Origin of the sequence: Paraburkholderia sp. GAS448, from assembly GCF_050435685.1 — a bacterium.
Taxonomy (GTDB): domain Bacteria; phylum Pseudomonadota; class Gammaproteobacteria; order Burkholderiales; family Burkholderiaceae; genus Paraburkholderia.
On the sequence record NZ_JBNDKT010000013.1, the window covers coordinates 215,919 to 234,880 of the forward strand.

An 18,962-nucleotide genomic window follows, 5' to 3' on the forward strand; every position below is an offset into this window, starting at 1 on the left:
GTGCACGCCCCGATGGGTCCGCGTTACCGAAATCGCACGGTGCCGTGCAACGCGTCGTATGGTGGCTCATCTACCGGATTCTCTACCACTCATTTTTCCGCTCATTTGCCCGTGTAAATGTCGAAGTCGAAGTACTGCTTCGCGAGCTTGCCGAACGTGCCGTCCTGGCGGACATCCGCCAGCGCCTTGTTGAACAGGGTCTTCAGTTCGGCATCGTCCTTGCGCAGGCCAATCGCGGTGCCTTCGCCGATCGTCTTCGGATCCTTCACTTCCGGACCCGCCCACGCGAAGCCCTTGCCGCGCGACGTCTTCAGGAAGCCGGCATCGGCCTGCACTTCATCCTGCAGCGCGGCATCGAGTCGGCCCGAGGTGAGGTCGGCATAGACCTGATCCTGATCCTGGTACGGCAAGATGGTCACGCCCTTCGGTTCCCAATAGGCCTTCGCGTAAGCTTCCTGCGTCGAGCCCTGCTCGACGCCGACGCGCCTGCCTTGCAGCGATGCCGCCGTCGGCTGCAGCGGGGAGCCGGTCCTCGCGATCATGCGGGCGGGTGCGTCAAACAGCTTGTCCGAGAAATCGATCTGCTCGCGACGCTTGTCGGTGATCGTCAGCGACGACACGATCGCGTCGAACTTCTTGCCCTTCAGGGCCGGGATGATGCCGTCGAAATCCTGCTCGATCCACACGCATTTGACGTTCATCTTCGCGCACATGGCCTTCGTCAGATCGACATCGAAGCCGACGATCTGGCCATTGACCGCTTTCGATTCGAACGGCGGATAGCTGGCGTCGACGCCGATTCGCACCGTTTTCCATTCTTTTGCCATGGCCCCGGTGGCGGCGACTGCAAGCGCTGCGCACAGTGCGAACTTCTTCATGATTCTCCTGATTCTGACTGATCGTCGGGGTCCGGGCGACGACTGCCGGCTTGTGACTGGCCGTCGCTATTCTAGGCGGACAAAATTGCGGCGCAGGGCGCTGTGTCGCCCGATCCGGCGTGCGGCCCGGGAACGCCGCGTGCGCATCCGCCTGACCCAGCCCGACCGAAAAGCGCGGTATTTTACCCGAAGAGCCGGACGGCGCCACCGAAGGCCCGACCTGGAGCGTGGCCGGCCGCCTCGCACGGCAAAGCCGTGTGCCGCAAGCTGCATCGCATGGCATTGCCGTCACGGATGGAACGATGCGGTGCGCCGGTGCGGATTGTCCTCGAGGTCGATTGCCCATACATTCCAGGCATCGCCAATCACTGACGGGAGATCGACATGCTTCAGATTCGCCGCTCGGCTGAGCGGGGTCATGCCAACCACGGCTGGCTCGATTCGTATCACAGCTTCTCGTTTGCGGATTACTACGATCCCGACCACATGCAGTTCGGCCCGCTGCGCGTGATCAACGAAGACGTGGTCGCGCCCGGTCAGGGTTTCGGCGCACATGGCCACCGCGACATGGAGATCGTGACCTACGTGCTCGACGGCGCGCTCGCGCACAAGGACAGCATGGGCAACGGTTCGACCATCCGTCACGGCGACGTCCAGCGGATGAGCGCCGGCACGGGCGTGATGCATAGCGAGTTCAATGCTTCGAAGGACGAGGCGGTGCATCTGCTGCAGATCTGGGTGCTGCCGGCCCGCCGCGGCGATCAGCCGGGCTACGAAGAAAAGCGCTTCGACGATGCTGACAAGCGCGGTCGCCTGCGCGTGGTGGCGTCGCCGGATGGACGCGACGGCTCGGTGACGATTCATTCGGATGCGTCGATCCATGCAGCGTTGATCGACGGCGCTGAACGGGCGGAATATGCCGTGCCGGCGGGGCGGCGCGTTTACGTGCACGTGGCGCGAGGCGGCCTGACGGTGAACGGCGAGGCGCTCGCCGCCGGCGATGCCGCCATGCTGTCGAATGTCGACACGGTCACGCTCGAAAAGGGGGGTGCCGCAGAAGTGCTGCTGTTCGATCTCGCCTGATCGGTCGCGATCGCTCGCAGGCAGGCGTAGTAGCAGAAAACGCCACGGAATCGCTTCCGTGGCGTTTTTTTTGACGCAGCCTTTTGACCGATCCGCATGATCCCTGCGGCAAACGGGCCCGGTGCAGCCCGCCTGCCGCAGGCAGGCGGAGCGGTTGCGTTATGGCTTGAGCGTCGAAGCGCCGCCCGGCGCCGCATCGCGATGTTGCTCCCAGCGCTCGCGCATCTTCTCGTGGCGCTGCTCCATCTTCGCGAAACGTTGCTTGAGCGCCGTGCTCACGGTCGTCTTCTGCTGGTCGTTCAGGCCGTTGTAGAAAGCGAGCCACGCGTTCGCGCTCTGTTCGCGCAGTTGCGCATCCTGCTGCTGGACCTTTTGATGCGCAGCGTGCAGTGCGTTCAGATCGAGGATAGGCTGTTGTTGCATGGCCTTGAACTGCTGCTTCATCTGTTCATGGTTGGCGCGCTCGGCCTCATGAGTCTGCTTCATCGTGTCGAGTGCGGACTGCCATTGCTTTTCCTGATCCGCGTTCAGGTTGAGCTGGCTGTGCAACTGGCTCAGCTCCTTCATGAAATGACCGTGCCAGCCGCCGGCACCGCCGGGACCACCCATCGGCGCATCGGGCTGAGCGGCATGGGCGATGCCGAGGCTCAGCGCAAGCGAAGTAGCAGCAACGGCGAGAAAACGTGATGTTTTTGTAGACATGGAACAACTCCTTGTATTGAACTAGCCGACGATGCAGATTCGACTTCAGCTCCCTGGGTTAGCTTGTGACGGCCTGCATTCGGTAAGACACAGCGTAGAGTTGTCCAGGGCTCGGCGTGTTACACGGCCGCCTGCGGCCGTTACGCGACATTACGTGCGCCTTTCGCGGTAACACCCGGTAACCCTTTGCGGAGGGTTTGTGTCAGAAACGGTTGGGCGCGCGCGTTAAACTTCGTTCCATGGCTACTCAAATTCTTGTCGTCGATGACGACGTCGAACTGCGCGATCTCCTGCGCGACTATCTCGCCCGCCAGGGCATCGAGGTATCGGTGCTGCACGACGCCGGCTCTCTCGAGCGCCGGCTGGAACGCGAGCGCCCAGACCTGATCGTGCTCGACCTGATGATGCCGGGCGTAGACGGCCTGACGGCGCTGCGCAAGCTGCGCGCCGCCGGCGACGATATCCCGGTGATCATGCTGACCGCCCGCGCGGACGACGTGGACCGTATCGTCGGCCTCGAACTCGGTGCGGACGACTATCTCGGCAAGCCGTTCAACCCGCGCGAACTGCTTGCCCGCGTGCAGGCGGTGCTGCGGCGGCGCCGCACGATGCCGTCGGCGGCGGCGCCCGAGCAGCGCGAGCCGTTCGCGTTTGGCCGCTTCACGCTCGACTTTCAGTCGCGCACGCTGAATCACGACGGCCGGCCGCTGACGCTATCGGGCAGCGAATTCGCGCTCCTCAAGATCTTCGTCAACCATCCGATGCGCACGCTTACGCGCGAGCGTCTGCTCGAACTGCTACACGGCCCGGAGTACGACGGCACCGACCGTGGCATCGACGTGCAGGTCTGGCGCCTGCGCCGCATCCTCGAAACCGATCCTTCCACGCCGCGTTTCATCCAGACCGTGCGTGGTCGCGGTTACGTGTTCGTGCCCGACGGCGAGCAGCATGCGCCGACCAGTTGATTCGCTGTTCGGACGGCTGGCGGTGCTGGTCGTCGGGGTGCTGCTGATCTCGCATTTCGCGTGGTATGCGCTGATGCGGCTCGAGCGCAACCAGCTGCAGGCTCGCTATGCAGTTGAAGAAGCGACGTTCCTCGTCGATGCTGTGCGTCAGCACGTTGCGCGCACGCCTGATCAGCCGCTGCCGTCGCGCGTGAAACTGGTCGATCCGGCCAGCACGGACGTTCCGGCCGATACCAATGATCTTCCGGCTCCGATGCAGCGTTTCCTCGAGGATGTGCGTGATCGCATGCCGGCAGGTACGCTGGTACGCGTCGGCTCGCCCGGCAAGCCGCCTACCTTGTGGGTCCGCGCAGCGAGTGACCAAAGCTGGATCGTCGTTCCCGTGCAGCCGTTGCGGCCGCCGCGTCCGCTCGACCGGATGGTGTGGTGGCTCGTCATCATCTTTTCCGCCGCCGTGATGGCTGCGCTCTTTGCCGCCTGGCAGTTGCAGCAGCCGCTGCGCTCGCTGGCCCAGGCGGTCGCGCGGTTCGGCCGCGGCCTGCCTGTGCCGCCGGTGCCGGAACGCGGGCCAAGGGAGCTGCGTCAGCTGACGCACGGTTTCAACCAGATGGTTCAGGAAGTCGCGAGTACCGAGGATGACCGCGCAGTGATGCTCGCGGGTGTTGCTCACGATCTCAAGACGCCGCTCGCCCGGCTGCGCCTGCGCGCCGAAATGATGGAAGAAGCCAAGCTGCGCGACGGCGTCGTGCGCGACGTCGATTCGATGGCGCATATCGTCGACCAGTTTCTGGTGTTTGCGCATGACGGCGCCGATCGCAGCGAGCCGGTCGAGGTCGACATGCAGTGCGAGCGTGTCGTGCGCAGTTATCGTGCGGTCGCGGCCGGCGCGCCCGCTGTGCAAACCGTGCTGGAGGCCGGTCCGGGCTTTCGCCTGCCCGCCGCGACGCTAGACCGCGTCCTGTCGAACCTGCTCGACAACGCCCACGCGTACGGCGCGCCGCCGATCGTTGTAGAGACGGCGCGCACTCCCGATGGTTTCACGCTCGCTGTCAGCGACAACGGCAGCGGCATCGCCGTGCACGACCTGATCAACGCAAGCCGTCCCTTCGTACGGCTGGACCCGGCGCGCGGCGGTAACGGCCATAGCGGGCTTGGGTTGGCGATCGTCGAGCGGCTGGTGCGGCGTGCGGGCGGAGAGTGGGAAATCGGTAACCATGAGGGGCGTGGCCTGCGTGTCCTGATCCGTTTTCCTTTCGACGCGGTATCGCGCGAACCATCCGCGGCCGAGAGCGTCTGGGGCAGGTGAACCGTCGGCGGGCTGAACAGGCAACCGCACGGCACTCGCGCGAGTGACAGCTTCCTTCAACCGGCAACGCCACCCACGTAAGGGCGGGTGACCCGCAGTCCGACTCTGGCCTCGCGTCCTGAACGCGTTATTCCGTGAACAGTGTGTTCAACGCGGTGGCTGCGTCGCTGTCCACTGTGTTCCAGGTCACCGTATCCGCCTCGAAAATATAGTGGGTGGTGTACTTGCCGAGGCGCGCGAGGATTTCCTCCTGAATGACTTCCGGCGCCACTTCGAGCTTCAGATACCAGGTGGTCGACGATAGCCGGGTCTGGAACGAACCGTATTCGGCCAGCAGATGGTCGAACGCGTCAGCATCCTGATCGCGACAGACGATGACCAGATTTCCCTTCATGCGAATCTCCCGGTAGAGCGGTAACAGTAACCTTCGTACGAAAGTCGATGATACCTGCTTCCTTCCGGGTGGACTGGGGGATGGTTAGCTTACTTTGCAGTTGAGTTGTGAGACCTGGTTGCCAGGCACAGTTACCAGACCTGGTTACCAGACTGAAGCAGCCGCCCGCGCGGGCGGCGCGGTGTCGTCCGGTGGGACGGCCTTGGTGCGGTCGCGGCCGGCCGATTTCGCCTGGTAAAGTGCGAGGTCAGCGCGGCTCATGATTCGCTCGGGGAGATCTTCGGCGGATAGCTCCGTAATTCCGATGCTCACGCTGAGTGCCGCCGCAGACGGCAGTTTCGCCGACGGCGCGGCCTTCAGCCGCTGGCGCAGCCGTTCCACGACTTCGAGCCCGGCCGCGAGCGTGGTTGCGGGCAACAGAATGCCGAACTCCTCGCCGCCCAGCCGGCCGATTGAATCGCCGCCGCGCAGTTCGGCCCGGCAGGTGTCGACGAAATGTTCGAGAGCACGGTCGCCGGCGGCGTGGCCGAAGCGGTCGTTGATCTGCTTGAAATGGTCGAGATCGGCGATCGCCATGCATAACGGCTCGCGTTTGGCGCGGGCGGCATCGATTTCACGTCGCAGCAGATCCAGGAAGTAGCGTCGCGACAGCGCGCCTGTCAGCGCGTCGTGCCTGGCTTCGGCCGACAGCAGCGTATTGGCCGACTGGAGCTGCTCGGCCAGATCGCGCGTCGCCCGGTGATGGCGCCGTTCGCGCATGTACGACACGGCGATCACCCATGCCAGCGCAACCGTGCCAGCAAGCGTCAGGAACACCAGTAACCGGTCGCGGGTGTGATTGCGCAGCAGTTCGGGCCATGCCGCGAGCGGGTCGACGAGATGGGCGGACAGCCCGGAGTTCAGCCCGATGCGGTATTCATACAGCGCCGGCATATGCTGTTCGGGCGTTTCGAAGAGCTGTGCGGCAAGCGCCTCCGGGATCCACGGCGCCCGCTGGCGCACCTGTTTCGTGGCCGGGCGGATTTCGATCTCGGGGAAGGCGTCGCGGCGATAGGTGCTCAGGCGTTCCGCAACCGGCATCCGGGTGACCCGTGAGTGGGGCAGTGCGCGGCCTTCGAGCGAGCTGTCGTGCGCCATGATGATGACGCCATTGTCGTCGGCGACGAAGGTGCCCGCGTGCGCGACCCAGTGGCGCAACCGCGCGATCCCGACCTTGGCCACGACCGCGCCGACCAGCAGGCCGTCGTCATAGACGGGCGCCGAGATGAAGATGCCCGGCTCGCCGCTCGCCCGGCCGACGCCGTAGGCCTCGGCGAACGCACCGAGCAGCGCGTTCGCCAGATAGCTGCGCGCGCGCATGTCGATGCCGATAAAGGTCTGCGAGTTCTGAGAGTTGCTCGACGCGACGCACAGCCCGTTAGCGTTCACCAGCCAGATCGAGTCGAGCCCGGAGAAGCCCTGCGCGTCGTGAAGAAAGTTGCTGACGGCGATCAGCTCGGGCACCTTCAGCAGCTCGTCCCGGTGCGAGGGTTCCCCGCCGGTGCTCTTCACGGCATAATCCAGCGTTTGCGCGAGCGCGTGCTGAATCACGGCCAGTTCGGCCATCGTGGCCGGAATGGCGCGCGACATGGCGAGATCGCTTGCGATCACCTCGGCCATGTTGTCGACGATCGACGAGGACATCTGTTGCTGCGAGCGCATCGCGGCGTCCAGCTCTTGCTGTACCATCCGGTCGGCGATCATGCCCGCGATGAACCAGCACAGGAGCACGATCAGTACGAAACTGACCGGTCCGGTTGTCTGGCGCAAGATTGTCCTGTTCATCAACCCTCTGATCCGTCTGACTGTTACATGCGAGGTCATGCGTTGCAGCGCGCCGGCGCTGGTTCGTACCTGTGGACCCGGGCAGCGAGGCGTCGCAAACACGCCGGAAAAACGGGTGCCGCTCGCCATCACGGGATTTTAACCGCCAGACAGCGCGGTGAGAGAGCGTTATTCAGCAACTCGGGCACCCATCAGGTTCTTTATCGGCTGCAGGCGTCATTTTCTGAATGGGCTCACGGGTTTACCGGATGTGGCTCGCACGCGACGCCGGTCGCAGGAAGCGGGCGCGTCGCACGTCAAATGGCGCCCGATTGCGCGAATTTGAGCGCGCGAGGTTGTGCCTGAAACACAGGTTGTAGTAGTGTCGTGCCGTCCAAAACAAGGAAAGCCCGCCAGCCTTCGGGCGGCGACAGCGGCGGCCGGTGAGCCGGGGGAAGCATGAGCCGGTGTGGTTCGCCGCACGGCTCAGCCGGTCAACGCGTCTCCAACGCCAACGATTTATCCCGCACAAGCGTTTAGCCATGCCTGAATTCCGCTTTCCGGACCGATCTTTCGACCGCTGCGTCGCTCGCGCCCCGCTGGCTTCTCGTCTGGCGCGAATTGATGCGGCTTCTTCCGCTGGCGTTGCTCCGGCTCAACCACACAGGAAGGGCGCCTGATGGACTTCAGCTTCAACCTGAACCGCACCGCCAATGCGTCCGCATGGCGGGTGCTGCCCAATCGCTGGGACTTCGTCGCCTTTCCGCTCATCATCTGCCTCATCGCGATGGCGGCGATCGGTTTCCACGAGACGATGGCGCCGATCTCCACCCTGAAGACGCAGGCGATCTCGCTCGATCCGACAAACCTGCCGGAGTATGCAATGCGTACCACGCTGCGGATGCTCGCCGCGATGGTCGCCTCGCTGATCTTCACGCTGGTGTACGGAACGCTGGCTGCCAAGAGCCGACGTGCCGGGCTTGTGCTGGTGCCGATTCTGGACATCCTTCAGTCGGTGCCGGTGCTCGGCTACATTTCATTTACGGTCACCTTTTTCCTCGCACTGTTCCCGAGGCGCGTACTGGGCGCGGAACTCGCGGCGATCTTCGCGATCTTCACGAGCCAGGCGTGGAACATGACGTTCAGCTTCTATCAGTCGCTGCGCACGGTGCCGCGCGATCTGGACGAAGTGTCGCGCGGCTTTCACCTGACTTCCTGGCAACGCTTCTGGAAGCTCGAAGTGCCGTTCTCGATGCCGGGCCTCATCTGGAACATGATGATGTCGATGTCCGGCGGCTGGTTTTTCGTCGTGGCTTCGGAAGCGATTACGGTTGGCAACAACACCATTACGCTGCCGGGGATCGGCGCGTATCTAGCGCAGGCGATCACGGAGAGAAATCTGCCGGCGATCGGCTGGGTGATCCTCGCGATGACCGTCGTGATCCTCGCCTATGACCAGTTCCTGTTCCGGCCGCTCGTCGCGTGGGCGGACAAGTTCCGCATGGAAACCACCAGCTCGGGTAACGCGCCGGAGTCATGGCTGCTCGACCTGGTGCGGCGTACCCGGCTGATTCACCGCCTGCTCGTGCCGCTCGGCTGGATGTTCGCGAAGGCGGCGCGCGTGCCGCTGCAGCTGCCGACGTTCGACCGGGCGCGCTTCCAGATCCCGCAACGCGAGAAGTCGTCGAAGGTTGGCGACATCGCATGGTCGGTCATCGTGCTGCTCGCCACGGTGTACGTGGTCTATCGCGTGATCATGTATGTGCGCACCGGCGTCTCGATGGACGAGGTCGGCCATGTGTTCGTGCTCGGGCTCATCACGCTGCTGCGCGTGGTCCTGCTGATTGCGATCGCCTCGGTGGTGTGGGTGCCGATCGGCGTGCTCATCGGGCTGCGCCCGGCGCTCGCCGAGAAAATGCAGCCGCTCGCGCAGTTCCTTGCGGCGTTCCCGGCGAACCTGCTGTTTCCGGTGTTCGTGATCGTGATCGTGCGGTTTCACCTGAATCCAGATATCTGGCTGTCGCCGCTGATCGTGCTCGGCACGCAGTGGTATATCCTGTTCAACGTGATTGCCGGCGCGACGTCGTATCCGAACGACTATCGTGAAGCCGCTGCCAACTTCCGCATTCGCGGCTGGCAATGGTGGCGTCAGGCGATGCTGCCGGGCATTTTCCCCTATTACGTGACGGGTGCGATCACCGCTTCGGGCGGAGCGTGGAACGCGAGTATCGTCGCGGAATTCGTCCAGTGGGGCGACACGAAGGTCGTTGCGCACGGCCTTGGCGCCTACATTGCGCAGAACACCGCAGCAGGCGACTATCCGAAGATCATTCTCGGCATTGCCGTGATGTCGTTGTTCGTGACCCTGTTCAACCGCCTGCTGTGGCGTCCGATGTACGCCTATGCCGAAGCCAAGCTCCGGCTCGATTGAGAGCAAATTTAGGGCAATCCGCGATGCAAAATCCCAAAGCCGTAACCGCCCCGCCGATCCAGACGCCGCCGATGCCCCCTCGCCTCGGCGAAGAGATCCTGCGCGTCAAGGACGTGTGCCGTGGCTTCAACAAGACGCAGGGCGAACTGCTCGTCCTCGACGACGCGAATCTGTCGCTGCGTGAGGGCGAGATCGTCGGGCTGCTGGGCCGTTCCGGCTCGGGCAAGTCGACGCTCCTGCGCATCATCGCCGGGCTGATCGAGCCGACGGGCGGCGAAGTCACCTATATGGGCAAACCTCTCGACGGCCCCGCTAAAGGCGTCGCGATGGTGTTTCAGACTTTCGCGCTGTTCCCGTGGCTGACCGTGCTGCAGAACGTGGAAGCGGGCCTCGAGGCGCAGGGCGTGGGCGCACGCGAGCGTCGCGAGCGCGCGCTGGCGGCGATCGACCTGATCGGTCTCGACGGTTTCGAAAACGCGTATCCGCGCGAGCTGTCGGGCGGCATGCGGCAGCGCGTGGGTTTTGCGCGTGCGCTGGTCGTCGATCCGACGCTGCTGCTGATGGACGAGCCGTTCTCCGCGCTCGACGTGCTGACCGCCGAAACGCTGCGTACCGACCTGCTCGACCTGTGGACGCAGGGCCGCATGCCGATCAAGTCGGTGCTGATCGTCACGCACAACATCGAGGAAGCGGTGTTCATGTGCGACCGGATTCTCGTGCTGTCGTCCAATCCTGGCCGTGTGATCGCAGAAATCAAGGTGCCGTTCAAGCATCCGCGCAACCGTCTCGACCCGGCGTTCCGCCGTCTCGTCGACGACATCTACGCGAAGATGACCGCGCGTCAGACGGGCGAAGCGACCAGGAAGGGGCTCGAACTCGGCAGCTGGCTGCCGCATGTGTCGACCAACCTGATGGCCGGTCTGATCGAAACGCTGGCCGCCGCGCCGTATCACGGCCGCGCGGACATGCCGGAGATCGCCCGTTCGCTGCATCTCGAGGTCGACGATCTGTTCCCGGTCGCCGAAGTGCTGCAGCATCTCGGTTTCGCGGACGTGCGCGAAGGCGATATTTTCCTCACGCCGCCGGCGCGCGTCTTTGCCGAGTTCGGCACGCAGGAGCGGAAGATGATGTTCGCCGAGCATCTGCTGCGGCACGTGCCGCTCGCCGCACGGATCAAGAAGGTGCTGAACGAGCGTCCGGGACACCGTGCGCCACGCGTGCGCTTCGAGCAGGAGCTGGAAGATTTTCTCTCCGACAGCGCCGCCGAAGAGACGCTCGACGCCGTGATCAACTGGGGCCGCTATGGCGAGATCTTCTCGTACAACGACCAGACGGAAATCTTCAGCCTCGAGGACGTCGAGTCCTGATCGCCAGCCTGCTGGCAGAAAAAAAGGCCGTGCGATATATGAACCGCACGGCCTTTTTGCATGGATGGCGCGCATGCGCGTGACCTGGCGCCGCTATTGCAGGTTGCCCCAGCGCTCCACGGCCGGTTCAGCCGACGCCCATTTCCAGCCCTTGTCGTCCTGGCACGCGCTGCCGGTGAACCACGCTTCGTGCGCGCCCGGGTCGTCGCCATCCTGAACAGAGAAGACGAAGTCCTTGCAGATCGCGAGCGCCGATGCGAACGCCCGTGTCACGCGCACCTGGCCGTGGCCGTTCTCGATCGGTAGCGAATGCTTCACGTTCCACGGCCGCGTTTCACCGACTGCCATCTCGCCTGCGAGCGCGGCAATCAGGTTTTGCTGGTCGCCGTGCATCTCGCGCATGTAGCGCTTCACGGTTGCATCGGTGGCGGCCTGCACCGCGATACCGACGCCGATGCCGACCGCCGGGTTCGCCGTGACGAGACCGGTCGCGACGCCGGCCGCCGCGCCGCTCGCCGCGCCGACCGACGCACAGCCGCTCATCAGGATGCTGGTGCTCGCGCAGAGCACGCCGGCTACGAGCAGTCTTGCGCCTCGCCGGCCGCTCATTGCAGCGCACCCCAGCGTTCGGTGGCCGGTTCGGCCGAGGCCCATTTCCACGCGTTGCCGTCGCGGCAGACCGACGCCACGTAAAACGCGCTGCTTGCCGGGACGTTCGGCGTGGCTTTCGTGTCGACGGAGAAAACGATCTCCTTGCAGTCGAGCGCGCCGCTGCTGATCGTACGGCTGACCGTGACACGACCATGTTCGTCGTCTTCGATCGGCACAGAGTGCGTGACGCTCCACGGTGCGACGCCGCCCACCTCGAGCGGGCCGGCGGCCTGGGCAATGCGGTCCTGGGTGTCGCGATGGACCACGCGTTGCGAATATTGGACGCCGGCCCGCGCCGCGGCGACGACGCCAAGGCCGATACCGGTTGCGACCGCTGCATTATTGGTGACCTGTCCGGCGATCGCTGCACCCGCGATGCCCGCCGTGGTGGCCGCGCCTTCCGAGTAGAGCGAACTGCATCCGCTCAACGTCGCCGCCAGGGCGACAGCAAGCGTCGCGCGCATCGTGATGCCCGGACGCAGGGCGCAACTGGCCCGTTGATTCTTGTTTTGCATTTCCCTGTCTTGCTCCTGCATGCGCTGCCTGCCGGGGCTTGATGCCTCGTGTTCAGGTGGCGGTCACACGACGCTCGAATGCGTCGTTTCACGCCGCAGCATTGTGCAGGATGCGATTTGTAATTGGCAGTGGGAAAGTGCAAAGAATTGCAAAATATGCTGCGCGTGGCGTGGCTTTCTGCCAAAGCGCACTGCTTCGCACTGCATGAGAACTTGAACCATTCGCGAAACTGCCGCGTGCGCGGCCCTTGCGTAGCAGGGCGACGGGACATTGCCGACAGGACCCGCCGGCCTGCCCCGGCTATTCTTCGTCGACTTGCGCATCGTCTTCGCTGCCGTACGCGCCAAGGCGGTTGTAAAGCGTCTTCAGGCTCACGCCGAGCGTCTTCGCTGCGCGCCGCTTGTCGCCGCCGCAATACTTCAGTGTGCCGAGGATGATCTGTTTCTGCGCGTCGGCGAGCGGCGTACCAATCCATACACTCATCGAATCGCCCTGTGTGACCGGCTTCTTCACGCGCGACGCAACGTGCGGATGCGGCAGTTCGACTGTCTTCTCCGCGAGGATGAATGCCCGATACACCGCATTCTTCAGTTCGCGCACGTTGCCGGGCCACGACCAGGTTCGTAGCGTTTCGATCGCGCGTTTGCTGAACGTCTTGTTCGTCCCTTCCTGCTGATTCATCGACGCGAGGAAATGCTGCGCAAGCAGTTCGCGATCGTTGTCGCGTTCGCGCAGCGGCGGGGCGCGAAGCGGAAACACTGCGAGCCGGTACATCAGGTCCTCGCGCAGACCGTTTTCCTTCATCGCGACGACGGGGTCGCGGTTGGTCGCCGCGACCACGCGCACGTCGCCATGAATCAGTTCCGTGCCGCCGACGCGAAAGAACGTGCCGGTTTCGAGCGCACGCAGCAGCTTCACCTGGCGCACGGGCGCCATCTCGGTGACTTCGTCGAGAAACAGCGTGCCGCCGTTCGCGTGCTCGAAATAGCCGACGCGGCCCTGCACGGCGCCGGTAAAGCTGCCTTTCTCGTGACCGAAGAGTTCGGCTTCGATCAGCTCGTCAGGAATCGCGCCGCAATTGACGGCGATGAAGGGCGCCTCACGACGTGCACTGTGCTCGTGAATGGTTCGGGCGATCAGTTCCTTGCCAGTGCCGGATTCGCCGATGATCAATGCGGTTGCGTCGGTGGCCGCGACGCGCTCAATCTGTTCGTAAAGCTCCAGCATCACCGGCGACGAGCCGTACAGCAGGCCGTACGACTTCAGTCCCGCAACCTCGCCCGCGATGCGCTGTTTCGTCTGCGCCGACGCGCCGTCACCTGCGACGACGGCCGGCGAGTCCAGACCGATTGACGCCATATATAGGGTGTCCTGCAAACGTTCTTCGTTGTAGCGGCGCAGGCTCGTGGCGAATCGTGAGCCTGCATCGATTCGTAATCTCACAAATACGATTTAACCACTCGCACGCGGGTCACCGCAATGTGCTGAGCGCATGTTGGGGCGTCGCTCGCGGCTCGCAATCGAGGATCGTCGATGCGCGAACCCTGAGCGGTATGAACGACAGGTTTCTGGCGCACAATCGGCAATATCGACCGGATCCTTACGTGTTCACGCGCGCTGCCGCGCTACCGTCGTTACCGCCGGAACTCACCGTGCTCAAATGGATCGACATGAAAGAGCGGGCTCGCGGATTGCTACATGAACCTTTTGCCCGCAGTGCATCACGACGTTGCACTGCATAACGCATTCCTGAACAGAACGGAGGGAGTTCTTGAAGATGAACGAGACCACGGTACAGCTTGCACTGGGCAAGCAGAAGATCGTTGAGGACCTCAGGGTCCTTTTGACGGACTCGGAAGAAATGTTGCGGCTCGCCTCCACCGTACCGGGAGAGGGCGTCGACGCGCTACGCGAACGTCTGCGCGCGCACGTCGATACGCTGCAGTCGGCGCTTGGCGATGCACAGTCCGTAGCCAGGCAGCGCTATCGCGTCGCTGCCGACAACACCGATCGCTATGTACGCGACAACCCCTGGCAGGCGGTAGGCATTGCCGCCGGGATTGGCTTTTTGCTGGGTGTGCTGGCTGCACGCTGAGTCCTCACATCCCGTTTCGCGCTAATGAGGAGTTCGACATGGCACGACCAAGAATTGGCATTTTCGGTGCATTGGTGGCCGTAGGCGGTGTACTCGCGTGGCGCTGGGCGCAGCGTCATCGCGCGTCCCAGACCTACCTGAATCGCGATCTGAACCGCTGGGAAGGCGAAGGCGGCGCGGTTGCGGCCACGACACAGACGGCGCCGGGCATGCAGGTGGGGGCGACACCGCCTGCGCTCGGCGCTGCCAGCGCGAACGGCAATGCAGGCGGCAGCGCGAACGGTTCAGCCCACCCTGGCGGATCCGGCGACGCCTGGCCTTTCCCGCATAGCTGACCACATAGCTGGCCGGCTGACAGACCGCCCCGGCCATGGCCGTTTCAGGCGGTCAGCCGGGACTGGCGCCGATGCGCCCTATCGCAATAAGATGTAGTCGATTTACTGTAATGACTTTGTAGTGGAAAACCAGCAACGCTGTCTTTTTCACACCTCATACGCCCGTTGTTGCGTCGGTGATTTACGTCGATGCGTTACGTCGACGAGCAAAGTCATATGAACTGAATCGGGCGGATCTGCCGGCCCGGATGAACAGGTTGGCGTGTGCCGATGTCGCATTGCGCCAGCCCGTGCCGCGACTGGCCGCTTGCCTCCGGGTCGTCTGCCGTGCGCTCGCCGCACGATTCCCTAACGCTTTTAAAGCCTTCGAGACGAGATGCCACACGTATTGATTGTCGACGACGATCCTGGTACCCGCGAGGCGCTCGCCACCATCATCGCCGAGGATGGCCTGACCACGGTCACGGCTGGCGATCTGCGCGAAGCCCGCATCCAGCTGGTCCGGCAAACGCCGGACGTCATTTTCACCGACCTCAAGCTGCCAGACGGCAGCGGGGTCGACCTGTTCGAAGATCTCGATCCGCAATCGGGCGTCGAGGTCATCGTCATCACCGGCCATGCGACGGTCGAGTCGGCTGTCAACGCGCTGAAGATGGGCGCGACCGACTACCTCGTGAAGCCGATCAACATGCAGCGCGTGAAGGCGATCCTGAACCGTCTGCCGCGCGCGGGCGACCTGAAGGCGGAGATTGGCACGCTGCGTGGCGAACTGCGGCGGATGGGCCGTTTCGGTTTGATGCTCGGCAATTCGCCGGTCATGCAGGAGGTCTACGACCAGATCAGCCGCGTGGCGCCGACGGCTGCTTCCGTCATGCTGGTCGGCGAATCGGGCACGGGCAAGGAAGTCGCCGCGCAGACCGTGCACCAGTTGAGCCTGCGTCGCAAGCACGCCTTCCTCGCGGTGAATTGCGGCGCGATCTCGCCCAATCTGATCGAGTCGGAAATGTTCGGTCATGAGCGCGGCTCGTTCACGGGCGCGGATCGTCAGCACAAGGGCTATTTCGAGCGCGCGAACGGCGGCACGCTGTTCCTTGATGAAATCACCGAAATGCCGATCGAGTTGCAGGTCAAGCTGCTGCGCGTGCTGGAAACGGGCATGTTCATGCGCGTCGGCACGACGAAGGAGATGGAAACCGACGTGCGCCTGATCGCCGCGACGAATCGCGATCCGGAGCAGGCCGTGCTGGAAGGCAAGCTGCGTCTTGACCTGTACCACCGTCTGAACGTATTCCCGATCAGCCTGCCGCCGTTGCGCGAGCGCGGCAAAGACGTGGAACTGCTGGCGCAGGCATTCCTCGACGAACTCAACGAGCGTCACAGCACGAAGAAGCATTTCCCGCAGACCGTGAAAGACATGCTGCTTTCGTATCCGTGGCCGGGCAATGTGCGTGAACTGAAGAACTACGTGCAGCGTGCGCACATCATGTCCGGCACCGATTCGGACTGCACCGCGACGGTACCGTTGCAGATTTCGCTGTCGAAGCCGGCGGTGGGAGCGGCGGTCACGATTCCGTTCGGCACGTCGCTCGCCGAGGCCGACCGTCAGCTGATTCTCGCGACGCTGGAGCAGTGCGGCGGCGTGAAGACGCGCGCGGCGGAGATTCTCGGCATCAGCCTGAAGACCTTGTATAACCGCCTCGTCGAATACGGCAACGACGCAAACCGGACCGCCGATGGCGAAGCAGACGATGAGTCTCGCGCGTTGGGCGATGCCGGCGTCTAAGGCAGAGCGATGCTCGAGTCGAAGAAGCGGGCTATCGTGTGCGTGATGGCCCGTTTTTTTGCAGCGGCATATGGCTTGCCTGAAACGGTGAAATCTTGTACGAGGAGCCTTTCATGCCACAACCCTATGCATTCGTGACATCCGATGCGGGGTCGCTTTTTGCACATCGGCCAGAACCTACCGAGCCGCCGACACCGCACGAGCCGCCTGAGCCCGACCCACCCGGTCAGCCCGATCCGGTTCCAGACCCGATGCGCGAACCTCCGGAACCGGAGACTCCGCCGATCGGCGATCCTCCGCCGCAACCGAATCAGACGCCTCACGTTTGTGTCCGCTCGCGCCGTGTCGTGAGGCGCACTCCAGCGCGTCCAGCTTTTAATGTACTTGTTACAAGATGGACCACGTTTTTACCGGCAATTTACGGTCCAGCGCTCTAGACTATTTTTGAGTGCCACCGCTTCGGTGGCGGCCTTCCGTTGGAGGCATCGACATGAGACACCCTGCATTGCGGCGTTCCGCCCGCCATTCGAAGCGCGATTCGCGCCCAGCAAGCGGAGTGGGGAGCCCACCTCCTGCCGTCGATCCGGCGGCACAGAACCGGCCAGCGCCTCACGCCCCGCCCGACGGTGACCACAACCAGGGCGGCGCCCGTCCCGAAGGCCTTGAGTACCAGCGCGATCTCGGTTCTGAACAGGACGCCTGAGCGCTCCACAAGCACGGAAGGGGTTGAAAAAAATCTCTACGCGGCGCAGATTGCGCGGCGCGGTTTTGTTCGTTTGTCACATTTTCAACCATTTTTATTGCTGTCTTTTTTGCAATGCGGCACGCGACTTGCGTTACTCGGGGCGCTGAATGTCCCCGCATGCAATGCATAACTGAATGAGGTGGAGCCGAATGAGCAGATTGATCGTGGTATCGAATCGTGTCGCACCGACCCAGGAAGGCCGTCCGGCCGCCGGTGGTCTGGCGATCGGCGTGCTGGACGCGCTGAAGGAAACCGGTGGTGTGTGGTTCGGCTGGAGTGGCGAGATCGTCGGCGAACCGTCGGCGCCCGTCATCGAAAAGCAGGGCAACGTGACGTACGCCACCGTGGGCCTCACGAAACGCGACTATGACCAGTACTACCGCGGCTTTTCCAACACCACGCTGTGGCCGACCTTCCACTATCGCAATGATCTGTCGCGCTACGACAGGCAGGAGTATTCCGGCTATCTGCGCGTCAACGTGACGCTTGCCAGGCAGCTCAAGGCGTTGCTGGAGCCGGGCGACATCATCTGGGTTCACGACTACCATCTGCTGCCGTTTGCACGGTGCCTGCGCGACCTCGGCGTGAAGAATCCCATCGGTTTCTTCCTGCACATCCCGTTTCCGGTTCCCGAAGTGCTGCGCACCGTGCCGCCGCACGAAGAACTCGTCAAGTGCATGTGCAGCTTCGACGTGGTCGGGTTCCAGACGGAGGCGGACCGCCAGTCGTTTGTGGACTACATCGAACGCGGGCGGCACGGAGCATCGAGCGAAGACGGCATGCTGCACGCCTATGACCGCTTCCTGAAGGTCGCCGCCTATCCGATCGGCATCTATCCGGACGCCATCGCGAGAGCAGCCGAGCAGTTCATCGACCGCAAGCCGGTGCGCAGCCTGCGCGACGGCATGCGCGGCCGCAAGCTGATCATGAGCGTCGACCGGCTCGACTACTCGAAGGGGCTTGTCGAGCGCTTCCAGGCGTTCGAGCGGCTGCTGCTGAACGCGCCGGGCTGGCACGGCCGTGTGTCGCTGGTGCAGATCGCGCCGCCGACGCGCGCCGATGTCGCCACCTATCAACGCATCCGGCAGACCCTCGAAGGGGAAGCCGGACGGATCAACGGCCGCTTCGCGCAACTCGACTGGACGCCGATCCAGTATCTGAACCGCAAGTACGAACGCAATCTGCTGATGGCGCTGTTCCGCCAGTCGCAGGTTGGATACGTGACGCCGCTGCGCGATGGGATGAACCTTGTCGCGAAGGAATACGTGGCTTCGCAGGACCCGGCCGATCCGGGCGTGCTCGTGCTGTCGCAGTTCGCCGGCGCGGCCGAGCAGTTGCCGGGCGCGCTGGTCGTGAATCCGTTCGATCTGTCGCAGATGGCCGAGGCGCTGGAGCGTGCGCTATCGATGCCGCTCGCGGAACGGCAGGCGCGTCACGCGGACATGATGGCCGCGCTGCGCGAGAACAACCTGTCTGTGTGGCGCGACAACTTCCTCGCGGATCTGCGCAACGTGGCGGCGGCGTCGTCGGTGACGGCAAAGGCGGTAAAGCTCGCGGACGCGACGGCGACGTAGAAAGCCGGCGTCCACTGCGCGGAACCCGCGCAAAATGATCTTCGCGGCGGCCCTCGTGGCCGCCGTTTTTTTCGCACCTGCCCGCGTGTGCTGGAGCGCCGGTGTTCAGGTGTGCTGCTGGGTCAGCCCGGTGATGGGCTCTGGCGTCTTCGTCGGATCGAAGTCGGCCCAGCGTCCCTGTTGCCAGCGGCCGGATGCGCGTTCGATCTCGGCCGCGCCGGCGTCGCGCAGCGTGGCCGGCGCGTCGAGCTGGTCATCCGCCGAAACGTGAACGGCCACGAGCACGCCGTCTCGGCGAAATTCGTGCAGCACCATGTCCGCGCACCCGCATGGG

General features: G+C 63.8%; 17 protein-coding genes and 1 pseudogene. 10 read left to right on the forward strand and 8 right to left on the reverse strand.

All coding sequences use genetic code 11. The annotated features are described in order from the left end of the window. Positions 1 to 101: 101 nt before the first annotated feature. Positions 102 to 878: an ABC transporter substrate-binding protein gene (locus P3T23_RS23910; protein WP_429318589.1), complete on the reverse strand. Its 777-nt coding sequence runs from the start codon at positions 876 to 878 to the stop codon at positions 102 to 104. A gap of 384 nt (positions 879 to 1,262) precedes the next feature. Here P3T23_RS23910 and P3T23_RS23915 point away from each other — a divergent pair, with 384 nt between their 5' ends. Further along, entirely contained in the window at positions 1,263 to 1,961 is a 699-nt protein-coding gene (locus P3T23_RS23915) for a pirin family protein (protein WP_429318590.1), read from the forward strand. 159 nt (positions 1,962 to 2,120) lie between these two features. Here P3T23_RS23915 and P3T23_RS23920 read toward each other — a convergent pair whose 3' ends face one another. Next, positions 2,121 to 2,663, reverse strand: a complete 543-nt coding sequence (locus P3T23_RS23920) for a periplasmic heavy metal sensor (protein WP_429318591.1) — start codon at positions 2,661 to 2,663, stop codon at positions 2,121 to 2,123. A gap of 239 nt (positions 2,664 to 2,902) precedes the next feature. On the opposite strand from P3T23_RS23920, the gene P3T23_RS23925 reads away from it, so the two are divergent. Then, positions 2,903 to 3,628, forward strand: coding sequence for a response regulator (locus P3T23_RS23925; RefSeq protein WP_133660409.1), 726 nt, complete (start codon positions 2,903 to 2,905; stop codon positions 3,626 to 3,628). Continuing rightward, the gene (locus P3T23_RS23930) at positions 3,612 to 4,934 is read left to right on the forward strand and encodes an ATP-binding protein (protein WP_429318592.1); all 1,323 of its coding nucleotides are present in this window, start codon (positions 3,612 to 3,614) and stop codon (positions 4,932 to 4,934) included. The genes P3T23_RS23925 and P3T23_RS23930 overlap by 17 nt, the downstream gene beginning before the upstream one ends. Positions 4,935 to 5,061: 127 nt before the next feature. Here the strand turns inward: P3T23_RS23930 and P3T23_RS23935 are convergent, their stop codons facing one another. Both P3T23_RS23935 and P3T23_RS23940 read right to left on the reverse strand, forming a co-directional pair. Further along, on the reverse strand, positions 5,062 to 5,328 hold the full coding sequence (locus P3T23_RS23935; RefSeq protein ID WP_133660407.1) for a hypothetical protein: 267 nt from the start codon (positions 5,326 to 5,328) through the stop codon (positions 5,062 to 5,064). A gap of 144 nt (positions 5,329 to 5,472) precedes the next feature. After that, complete coding sequence (locus tag P3T23_RS23940) at positions 5,473 to 7,152, reverse strand: sensor domain-containing diguanylate cyclase (RefSeq protein WP_429318632.1); 1,680 nt, start codon at positions 7,150 to 7,152, stop codon at positions 5,473 to 5,475. 658 nt (positions 7,153 to 7,810) lie between these two features. Here P3T23_RS23940 and P3T23_RS23945 point away from each other — a divergent pair. Beyond that, positions 7,811 to 9,562: an ABC transporter permease gene (locus P3T23_RS23945; protein ID WP_429318593.1), complete on the forward strand. Its 1,752-nt coding sequence runs from the start codon at positions 7,811 to 7,813 to the stop codon at positions 9,560 to 9,562. A gap of 23 nt (positions 9,563 to 9,585) precedes the next feature. Continuing rightward, complete coding sequence (locus P3T23_RS23950) at positions 9,586 to 10,929, forward strand: AAA-associated domain-containing protein (RefSeq protein WP_429318594.1); 1,344 nt, start codon at positions 9,586 to 9,588, stop codon at positions 10,927 to 10,929. 93 nt (positions 10,930 to 11,022) lie between these two features. Here the strand turns inward: P3T23_RS23950 and P3T23_RS23955 are convergent, their stop codons facing one another. From P3T23_RS23955 to P3T23_RS23965, 3 genes are all read right to left on the reverse strand, one after another. After that, on the reverse strand, positions 11,023 to 11,538 hold the full coding sequence (locus P3T23_RS23955) for a hypothetical protein (RefSeq protein WP_429318595.1): 516 nt from the start codon (positions 11,536 to 11,538) through the stop codon (positions 11,023 to 11,025). Continuing rightward, positions 11,535 to 12,044 carry a hypothetical protein gene (locus P3T23_RS23960; RefSeq protein ID WP_429318633.1) on the reverse strand — a complete coding sequence of 170 codons (510 nt, stop codon included), beginning with the start codon at positions 12,042 to 12,044 and terminating at the stop codon, positions 11,535 to 11,537. Before P3T23_RS23960 ends, P3T23_RS23955 begins: the two co-directional genes overlap by 4 nt. 352 nt (positions 12,045 to 12,396) lie before the next feature. Further along, a complete protein-coding gene (locus tag P3T23_RS23965) occupies positions 12,397 to 13,455 on the reverse strand; it encodes a sigma-54 interaction domain-containing protein (protein ID WP_429318596.1) in 1,059 nt (352 codons plus the stop codon). 418 nt (positions 13,456 to 13,873) lie between these two features. On the opposite strand from P3T23_RS23965, the gene P3T23_RS23970 reads away from it, so the two are divergent. The 5 genes from P3T23_RS23970 to otsA all read left to right on the forward strand — a co-directional run bounded on the left by P3T23_RS23970 (position 13,874) and on the right by otsA (position 18,628). After that, positions 13,874 to 14,191, forward strand: coding sequence for a DUF883 family protein (locus P3T23_RS23970; protein WP_429318597.1), 318 nt, complete (start codon positions 13,874 to 13,876; stop codon positions 14,189 to 14,191). Positions 14,192 to 14,229: 38 nt separating this feature from the next. Then, positions 14,230 to 14,526 carry a hypothetical protein gene (locus tag P3T23_RS23975; protein WP_429318598.1) on the forward strand — a complete coding sequence of 99 codons (297 nt, stop codon included), beginning with the start codon at positions 14,230 to 14,232 and terminating at the stop codon, positions 14,524 to 14,526. 376 nt (positions 14,527 to 14,902) lie between these two features. Then, entirely contained in the window at positions 14,903 to 16,309 is a 1,407-nt protein-coding gene (locus P3T23_RS23980) for a sigma-54-dependent transcriptional regulator (RefSeq protein WP_429318599.1), read from the forward strand. A gap of 490 nt (positions 16,310 to 16,799) precedes the next feature. After that, positions 16,800 to 17,012: a hypothetical protein gene (locus tag P3T23_RS23985; protein WP_429318600.1), complete on the forward strand. Its 213-nt coding sequence runs from the start codon at positions 16,800 to 16,802 to the stop codon at positions 17,010 to 17,012. 191 nt (positions 17,013 to 17,203) lie between these two features. Then, positions 17,204 to 18,628 carry an alpha,alpha-trehalose-phosphate synthase (UDP-forming) gene (gene otsA, locus P3T23_RS23990; protein ID WP_429318601.1) on the forward strand — a complete coding sequence of 475 codons (1,425 nt, stop codon included), beginning with the start codon at positions 17,204 to 17,206 and terminating at the stop codon, positions 18,626 to 18,628. 105 nt (positions 18,629 to 18,733) lie between these two features. Here the strand turns inward: otsA and P3T23_RS23995 are convergent. Continuing rightward, positions 18,734 to 18,946: pseudogene (locus P3T23_RS23995) on the reverse strand (hypothetical protein); the annotation flags it as partial. Between the last annotated feature and the right edge of the window lie 16 nt (positions 18,947 to 18,962).